This is a genomic window from Amycolatopsis sp. WAC 01375, assembly GCF_003947325.1.
Lineage (GTDB): Bacteria > Actinomycetota > Actinomycetes > Mycobacteriales > Pseudonocardiaceae > Amycolatopsis.
The window spans coordinates 1-9,139 of sequence record NZ_QHHW01000012.1; the positions used below are offsets into that span (position 1 = coordinate 1).

The window sequence follows — 9,139 nt, forward strand, 5'->3', positions numbered from 1 at the left end:
GTGACACGTGATTCCCGCGTCGAGGTGGCCAGTGTCACACCGTTGTCGGTGCGGTGGGGCGTGAGTGGCGATTCGGGTTCTAACCCGAATCGCCACTCACGACCCACGCGAGCTTCAGACGCGGCTCAGCGCGATCACCGGGAACGGCCTGCTGGTCTTCGCCTGATGCTCGGCCAGCCGCGGGAACGCCTTCGCCTGCTTCGCGAACAGACGGTCCCGAGCCGCCCCGGTGACTTCGATCGCGTGAGCGGTGAAGCTCTCTCCGTCCGCTTCGACGTCGACAGACGGCTCCGCGATCAGGTTGCGATACCAGTCCGGATGCGCGGGTGCGCCTCCGTTGGCGGCGAAGACGACGTAGCGGTCGTCGTCGGCCAAGAACAGCATCGGCGTCACGTGCCGCCGTCCGGTACGGGCGCCGGCGGTGGTGAGCAGCAGGGTCGGGAGGCCATCGCCGTGGCGGCCGTTCGCGCGGAACTCCGCGATGACGTGTTCGTTCATGGCCTGCAGGTCGATCATCAACTCTCCGGGGCGGCTCGGTGATCTTGGCGGCTGGTCAGTCTGCACATCCACGCCCAGGTCGGCAAGCATTTTCGGATCGTCGCCGGTCATGACGGTGCCGAAACTGTCGGTGCCGATCCGATACTGGAGTGGTGAGCCCCGTCAGCCGCGGCCGCAAGCCCGCCAAACGACCGAAGAGCCAGCGTTCCCTCCGGCCAAGTCCGCCTCTGGACGTGGCCAGGGTGGAGCGCTGGCCGAAGCTGCTCCACGGCCCGATCGAACTGTCGGACTGTGTGGTCCAAGGCCAAGTGGATCAGGACCTCGTGGTACTGGCCGCCAAGCTGACCGCGGGCAAACGCTCGGTCGGGGTCGAGGTGGTGGTCAACGATCGAGAGGTCGACGTGATCGAACTCCACGCCGTTCCCGAGGACGCCCTGGCGGTTCTTCGCAACGGCTTCGAGGTCACCGAGGCACCGCTGACCCCCGAGGAGTTCCGGAGTCAGGTCGAAGCGGCCCTGGTCGTCAGAGCGGATTCCGACCGCTGGTACGAAGACCACGCCCCGGCGATCTTCCGGCTGCGCTCCGAGTCCGATCTGCCCGAACGTGCCACTCGGCTGCGGCATTGGCTCGGTCTTCCCGAGTACGAGCCGGTGCCCCGGTCGGCGGTGGCCGATCCCTTGCCGCTCGTGCTGCCGCCGCCCGGTCCGGTCACCGGGATGTGGCTCGCGGTCGCGTTGGAAGAACCGGAGCCCGCGATCTGGCGGCGGTTGCTGGTCCGCTCCGACGTCACCCTCGCCGGATTGCACCGGATCCTCGCGGCCGCGTTCGACAGGGAGGAGCAGCAGGACCATCGATTCGAAACCGCGTACGGCGGGTTCGGCGCCGACATCCAGGGTGGGGAAGGCGACCGCTTGGACGACGAGGCGACCCTCGGCCAAGTCGTGACGGTGCCGGGCCATCGCATGGTCTACGAGGCGGGCATGTGGGAGCACTGGATCCGGGTGGAGCGCCTGGCCGCCGTTCCCGAAGTGGCGGGCTGTCTCGGCGGTGAACGCGCCGCGCCGCCGTCGGAATGCGAGAACGTCCAGAGCTACGAGCTGCTCATGGAGGCGCTGAGGCATCCGTACGACGAAGAAGACGAAGACCTGATCGAGGAACTCGGCCCCGGATTCGATCCGGAGTGGTTCGACAAGGAGGTGGTCGACGAGCGGCTGGCCCGGCTGGGCTGACCTGGCGAGGCAGGCTTCGCGCCCATTCGGGTGGTGATCGCTCCGGCGAGCCAGCTGGATTTGATCTCGCCGAACTAGCAGACTCGGCAGCGCCCGAGGGCCGTATCCCCCCGCAGGTTGCCGATGATCATGACAAGCCTAGGGTGGGAGGACCGGCCCGCGTCAAGCAGCCAGGGATCCGTCTGCCTAGGGGAGGTTTTCGCTGGTGTCGAACGATTCCTTCGTCCACCTGCATGTGCACACCGAGTACTCGATGCTCGACGGTGCGGCGAAGATCGCCCCCTTGTTCAAGGAGGCGGCGCGCCTGGGTATGCCCGCGGTCGGGATGACCGACCACGGCAACATGTACGGCGCGGACGAGTTCTACCAGCAGGCGGTCAAGCACGACCTCAAGCCGATCATCGGCATCGAGGCCTACATCGCGCCGGAGAGCCGGTTCCACAAGAAGCCGGTGTTCTGGGGCCAGGCCAACCAGCGTGGCTCCGACGAGTTCGGTGAAGGCGGCGACGTCTCCGGTAGTGGTTCCTACACACACATGACGATGCTCGCCGAGAACTCCACCGGGCTGCGGAACCTGTTCAAGCTCTCCTCGCTGGCGAGCATGCAGGGCTACTACCGCAAGCCCCGGATGGACCGCGAGCTGATCTCGGAGAACCACCAAGGCATCATCGCGACCACCGGCTGCCCCTCGGGCGAGGTGCAGACGCGACTGCGGCTGGGGCAGCGGACCGAGGCGATCCAGGCCGCGTCGGACTACAAGGACATCTTCGGCGCCGACAACTTCTTCCTCGAACTCATGGACCACGGGCTGCCGATCGAGCGGTCGGTCCGTGAAGGCCTGCTCGAGGTCGGCAAGCTGCTCGACCTCAAGCCGCTGGCCACCAACGACTCGCATTACGTCACCAAGGACCAGGCCGACACCCACTCCGCGCTGCTGTGCGTGCAGGCTGGCAAGACGCTGAACGACCCGAACCGGTTCAAGTTCGACGGCGACGGCTACTACCTGAAGTCGGCCGCCGACATGCGGGAGTACTGGGACAAGGAAGTTCCCGGTGCCGCCGACTCGACGCTGCTGATCGCCGAGCGCGTCGAGTCCTACAAAGACGTCTACACGCACAAGGACCGGCTGCCGTTCTTCGAGGTCCCTGAGGGCTACGACCAGGGCTCCTGGCTGCGGGAAGAGGTCGCGCGCGGCCTCAAGTGGCGGTACCCGGACGGAGTGCCGGACGAGTACTACAACGAGCGCATCGAGATCGAACTCGACGTCATCATCGGAAAGGGCTTCCCCGCCTACTTCCTCATCGTCGCCGACCTCATCAACTACGCCCGCAAGGTCGGCATCCGGGTCGGCCCCGGCCGTGGTTCGGCCGCCGGTTCGCTGGTCGCGTACGTCCTCGGTATCACCAACCTGGACCCGATCCCGCAGAAACTGCTGTTCGAGCGGTTCCTGAACCCCGAGCGCGTCTCGATGCCCGACATCGACATCGACTTCGACGACCGCCGTCGCGGCGAGATGATCCGCTACGCCACCGACAAATACGGCGTCGACAAGGTCGCGCAGGTCATCACCTTCGGCACCATTAAGACAAAGGCGGCCATCAAGGACTCCGCCCGCGTCCACTTCGGACAGCCCGGCTACGCCATCGCGGACCGGATCTCGAAGGCGCTGCCGCCGCCGATCATGGCGAAGGACATCCCGCTCTCAGGCATCGTCGACTCCAAGCACGAGCGCTACGGCGAGGCCGCCGAGGTCCGCGCGCTCGTCGAGACCGACGAAGAGTGCAAGACGATCTTCGAGACCGCCCGCGGTCTCGAAGGACTGATCCGCAACGCCGGTGTCCACGCCTGCGCGGTCATCATGTCCTGCGACCCGCTGACCGACGCCATCCCGCTGTGGCAGCGTGACGACGGCTCGATCATCACCGGCTGGGACTACCCGTCGTGTGAGAACATCGGCCTGCTCAAGATGGACTTCCTCGGCCTGCGGAACCTCACCGTCATCGGTGACGCGATCGACAACATCAAGACCAACCGCGGGGTCGACATCGACCTCGACACCCTCGGCGTCGAAGACCCGGAGACGTACAAGCTGCTCTCCCGCGGTGACACGCTCGGCGTGTTCCAGCTGGACGGCGGGCCCATGCGTGACCTGCTGCGCCGGATGCAGCCGACGGTCTTCGACGACATCGTGGCGGTGGGCGCGCTGTACCGCCCCGGCCCGATGGGCATGAACGCGCACAACGACTACGCCGACCGCAAGAACAACCGGCAAAAAGTCAAACCGATCCACCCCGAGCTCGAAGAGCCCCTGAAGGAGATCCTGGCCGACACCTACGGCCTGATCGTCTATCAGGAGCAGATCATGCACATCGGCCAGAAGGTGGCCGGGTACTCGATGGGCCGCGCGGACGTGCTCCGCCGCGCGATGGGCAAGAAGAAGCAGGAAGTCCTCGAGAAGGAGTTCGTGGGCTTCGAAGAGGGGATGAAGTCGAGCGACCTGCTCGAAGGCGGCTTCTCCTCCGAGTCGATCAAGGCGCTCTGGGACACGATCCTCCCGTTCGCCGGCTACGCGTTCAACAAGAGTCACGCGGCCGCGTACGGCCTGATCTCGTACTGGACCGCGTACCTCAAGGCGAACTTCACGCCGGAGTACATGGCCGCGCTGCTCACCTCGGTGGGTGACAACAAGGACAAGTCCGCGGTCTATCTGTCCGAGTGCCGTCGCCTCGGCATCAAGGTCCTCCCGCCGGACGTCAACGAGTCGGCGCTGAGGTTCGCGGCCGTCGGGGACGACATCCGCTTCGGGATGGGTGCCGTCCGCAACGTCGGCGCGAACGTCGTCGAGTCGATCATCAAGACCCGTGAGGAGAAGGGGAAGTACTCCTCCTTCACCGACTTCCTCGACAAGTCCGAACTGGTGGCCTGCAACAAGCGTGTCATCGAATCGCTGATCAAGGCCGGCGGCTTCGACTCGCTCGGCAACACGCGGCTCTCGATGATCCAGGTGCACGAGGACGCGGTCGAGGCCGTGGTCCCGCTCAAGCGCCAGGAAGCGATGGGTCAGTTCGACCTCTTCGGGTTCGGCGGGGACGACGACGCCGGGGACGCGGTGTCCTCGTCGCCGCTCGCGCATCTGAAGTTCGGGGAAGAGGAGTATCCGCGTAAGCAGCTCCTGGCCTACGAACGGGAGATGCTCGGCCTCTACGTCTCGGCGCACCCGCTGGACGGCGCCGAACGCATCCTGCGCAAACACGCGCCGCGGCCGATCGCCGGGATCCTCGCCGATCCGCCGAAGGAAGGTGAGCTGGTCGTCTCCGGGCTGATCACCTCGCTGGAACGCCGGGTCAACAAGAAGGGCGAGCCCTGGGCGATCTGCACCATCGAGGACATGGACGCCTCGCTCGAGGTCCTGTACTTCCCGAAGTCCTACGCGATGTTCTCCGCCGATCTCATCGAGGACAACGCGGTGCTGGTCAAGGGCAGGGTGAACTGGCGCGAGGACAAGATGTCCATCTTCGGCGGCGGGCTCGTGCCGCTCGACCTGTCCGAGGTCGGCAACGGCGACGAGGATCTGCCGCTCGTCCTGCTGGCCGCGGCGGAGAAGATCGACCAGTCGGTGGTCAGCGAGCTGAAGCAGACGTTGCTGGCGCACAAGGGCGAGACCCCGGTGCACCTGAAGCTGGTCGGCAAGAACCAGACGGTCTTCGCGCTCTACGACTATCCGGTCAAGGTGACTTCGATGCTGATCGGTGAGCTCAAGGGGATTCCCGGCATCGCCGCCAGCACCTGATGAGCACCTACGAACCCGATCCCCGGCGCTGGAAGGCGCTCGCCGTCTCCCTCGCCGCCGGGTTCATGGGCCTGCTCGACGTCAGCATCGTCAACACGGCGCTGCCGTCGATCCAGAAGGATCTCGGCGCGTCGAGCGGCGGGATCCAGTGGGTCGTGTCGGGCTACGCGCTGGCCTTCGGGCTGGTGCTGGTGTCCGGCGGCAGGCTCGGCGACGCGCTCGGCCGTCGCCGCATGTTCCTGTTCGCGCTCGCCGCCTTCGTGCTGACCAGCGCGTTCGCCGGCGCGGCGCCGAACGAGACGACGCTGATCATCGCGCGGCTGCTGCAGGGTTTCGCCTCGGGCATGATGACGCCGCAGAACAGCGGGATGATCCAGGACCTGTTCCGCGGCGCGGAACGAGGCCGCGCGTTCGGCATGTTCGGCGCCACCGTCGGGATCTCGACCGCCGTCGGACCCGTGCTCGGCGGCGTGATCCTCGCGGTCTTCGGTGATCCGGAAGGCTGGCGCTGGATCTTCTACGTGAACGTGCCCATCGGGATCGTGGCGTTCGCCCTCGCTTTGAGATGGCTCCCGAAACCGGAGACACCGGCGAGAAGCCTGCGGGGCGAGATCGACTTCGTCGGCGTCATGCTGCTGGGTGTCGCCGTCCTCGGTGTCCTGCTGCCGTTGATCGAATCCGAACAGGGCGGGCTCAGCAGCCTGTGGTGGCTGTTCGTGGTCGCGGTGGTCTTCGGTTTCGCGTTCGTGCGCTGGGAACGCTCGATGGTGCGGCGCGGCCGTCCGCCGCTGCTCGACACCCGGCTGTTCACCGGCACCCCGGGCTACGCCACGGGTGCCGCCGTCGGCGCGCTGTACTTCAGCGGGTTCACCGGTATGTGGCTGGTCTTCGCCATCTTCTTCCAGCAGGGCCTCGGCTACACGCCGCTGCAATCCGGGCTCGCCGTCACCTCCTTCGCCCTCGGTTCGGCCGTGTCGGCGGCGATCGCGGGACGGCTGGTGCCGAAATGGGGCCGCAAGCTCACCGTCACCGGGCTGGTCATGGTGATCGCCGGGATGATCACGGTCGCCGTCCTCGCCGGGCAGGATCCCGGTGCCGCGGCGGGCTGGTGGTTCGCGCTGCCGTTGCTCGTCGCGGGTGTCGGCGGCGGCATGGTCATCTCGCCCAACACCACGCTGACCCTGGAATGCGTCCCGACGTCGATGGCGGGGGTGGCCGGGGGAGCGTTGCAGACCGGACAGCGGATCGGCACGGCGATCGGCACCGTCGTGCTGGCCTCGGTCTTCCACGCCGTACTGGGCGCGAACGGCGGCTACCCGTCGGCGCTGACCGCGGCGATGCTGTGCGCCGCCGTCCTGACGAGTTCGGCGCTTCTACTCGCCGTGATCGAACTCCGTGCCCGCCGGAAGCGGCGTTTGCTCACCGAGCGGGAGGAAGCCGAGCGGGCCGCGGCCGACAGCCAACGCGGCTGAGTCATCCGTGCGTGCCGATGACTACGTTCGGCAAGACCGATGCTCCATCCGAGTGACTGACGCCGTCATCCTCTGGTGCTACTCAGAGCAACCGGGTAGACCTAACGGAGCCTTCACTGCTGTGTCTTGGCTACCGACAGTGGTATTTCTGTCGGTCGATCGGGGATGGATCGATCGGCGAAGCGATCGTGGTGAGTCCGGAGTTTCAGGAATGGACACCCACGGTCACGAGCCGGTGGACGGCCGTCGGCGTCCGCGGGGGACCGTTCGGCGGCAGCCGGCTCACCACCACTGACGAGCCGAGTCCTGGTGAGGCATTCGCGCGGGTGGGTCCGCGCGGGGTCGCCTGGGGAGGTGCACCCGGCCCGGGCCCACTCGCCGCGCGTTCCTCCGAGTGTGTGAACCGCTCCCGGCTGCGAAGATCTTCCGCAGAACGAGCGTGGAGGAGCGGTGATGGCGGAGGGTTCTGTACGGCGGAGTCGGCTGCGGGTCTGGTACCGGCCGATGACGATGCGCGATTCCGGAGAAGGGCACCGGGTCGCGACCCCGCTGGAGCTGTTGTTCGACCTGTGTTTCGTGGTCGCCGTCGCGCAGGCGGCCGCCGGTCTGCATCACGCGATCGCCGAAAACCACATCGGGCACGGGGTGCTCAGCTTCGGGATGGTGTTCTTCGCGATCTGGTGGGGCTGGCTGAACTTCAGCTGGTTCGCGTCCTCGTTCGACACCGACGACGTCCCGTACCGCTTGGTGACCTTGGTGCAGATCGCCGGCGGGCTGACCGTCGCCGCCGGTGTCTCGTCGGCCTTCAAGGGCGACTTCACGATCATGGTGGCCGGTTACGTCCTGATGCGGCTGGCGATGGTCGTGCAATGGCTGCGCGCCGCGCGGACCGATCCGCACTGCCGCCCGGCCGCGGCGCGGTACGCCGTCGGCATCACGATCGTCCAGATCCTGTGGATCGTCCGCCTCGGCCTGCCGGAGTCGCTGGCGCTGCCGTCGTTCTTCGTGCTCCTGGTGGCCGAGCTCGCGGTCCCGATGATCGCCGAACGCAAGCGCTGGACGGGCTGGCATCCGCACCACATCGCCGAGCGCTACGGCCTGTTCACGATCATCGTGCTGGGTGAATCCATCCTCGGCGCGACCACCGCGGTCAAGGAGGGGCTGGACAAAGGCGAGCACACCGGCAGCCTGATCTCGCTCGCCGCCGCGGGGCTCGTGCTGCTCTTCTCCCTGTGGTGGCTGTACTTCGACCAGCCGGGCCACGTCCGGCTCGAGAAGGCGAAGAGCCTGTTCACCGTCGCGAGCTGGGGTTATGGGCACTACCTGATCTTCGCTTCGGCGGCCGCGCTCGGCGCCGGCCTCGAAGTCGCCGTCGACTACGACACCCACACTGGACACGTCGCCTCGCTGCCCGCGGCCATGGCCACGACCGTGCCCGTCGCGATCTACCTGCTCAGCGTCTGGCTGATGCACATCGGCCCCACCAACGAATGCCGTCCGATCGCGATCGGGTTCCCGGTGACCGCGGTGCTCGTGCTCGCCGCTTCGTTCACGTCCGCGCCCATCCACATCACCGCCGGGCTCGCCGCCGCCCTCGTCGTGCTGACGGTCGTCGCCACGCACGGAGAGCCGGTTCCGGGGGAGGGCCCGATCGACGCAGGTCAGCGCCCCGACGCGAAAAAGGGGACCCCCCTGTAAACGCCGGTTTCGGGCCGTGTAATGTTCTCTTCGTCGCCAGGGAAACCGAGCGGCCGCCGGGAACACGAACCAAGCTCCCACCGGATGGTGGTAGAGTGGGTGGTCCCGAACCGGAGAGGTAACTCTACCCCGCTGAAACGGCAGTTTCGAGCAGGTGTTAGCGTATGCTCCGGACAAAAGCCAAGAAATGACTGCTTCGGATAAGGCCGGGTTTTGCCTGGTGCGATCTGGGGTGTGTTGCTTGAGAACTCAACAGTGTGCTAGTGAACTAAGCCAGTAGAGCTTATGTATTTGAACCTCGTTTGAGGTTCCTTTGAGAGCAAGAAAAATTTGCCTCGATCAAATTTGACATTGTTGGAGAGTTTGATCCTGGCTCAGGACGAACGCTGGCGGCGTGCTTAACACATGCAAGTCGAACGATGAAGCCTTCGGGTGGATTAGTGGCGAACGGG

Annotated in this window: 5 protein-coding genes and 1 rRNA gene; 5 read left to right on the top strand and 1 reads right to left on the bottom strand. The window is 66.4% G+C overall.

Annotated features, from left to right (window positions below; translation table 11 throughout):
• Positions 1-114 precede the first annotated feature (114 nt).
• On the bottom strand, positions 115-609 hold the full coding sequence (locus DL991_RS04430; RefSeq protein WP_233598659.1) for a nitroreductase/quinone reductase family protein: 495 nt from the start codon (positions 607-609) through the stop codon (positions 115-117).
• A gap of 41 nt (positions 610-650) precedes the next feature.
• Between DL991_RS04430 and DL991_RS04435 the strand changes: the two genes are divergently transcribed.
• The 5 genes from DL991_RS04435 to DL991_RS04455 all read left to right on the top strand — a co-directional run.
• Complete coding sequence (locus DL991_RS04435) at positions 651-1,727, top strand: plasmid pRiA4b ORF-3 family protein (protein WP_233598660.1); 1,077 nt, start codon at positions 651-653, stop codon at positions 1,725-1,727.
• Between the two features lie 205 nt (positions 1,728-1,932).
• Positions 1,933-5,517 (top strand): DNA polymerase III subunit alpha, encoded by a 3,585-nt coding sequence (gene dnaE / locus DL991_RS04440; RefSeq protein ID WP_125781218.1) that lies wholly within the window; start codon positions 1,933-1,935, stop codon positions 5,515-5,517.
• A complete protein-coding gene (locus DL991_RS04445; protein ID WP_125781220.1) occupies positions 5,517-6,989 on the top strand; it encodes an MFS transporter in 1,473 nt (490 codons plus the stop codon). The genes dnaE and DL991_RS04445 overlap by 1 nt, the downstream gene beginning before the upstream one ends.
• 453 nt (positions 6,990-7,442) lie before the next feature.
• Entirely contained in the window at positions 7,443-8,687 is a 1,245-nt protein-coding gene (locus DL991_RS04450; protein WP_125781222.1) for a low temperature requirement protein A, read from the top strand.
• A 351-nt stretch (positions 8,688-9,038) separates the two neighbouring features.
• A 16S ribosomal RNA gene (locus DL991_RS04455) occupies positions 9,039-9,139 on the top strand; the annotation flags it as partial.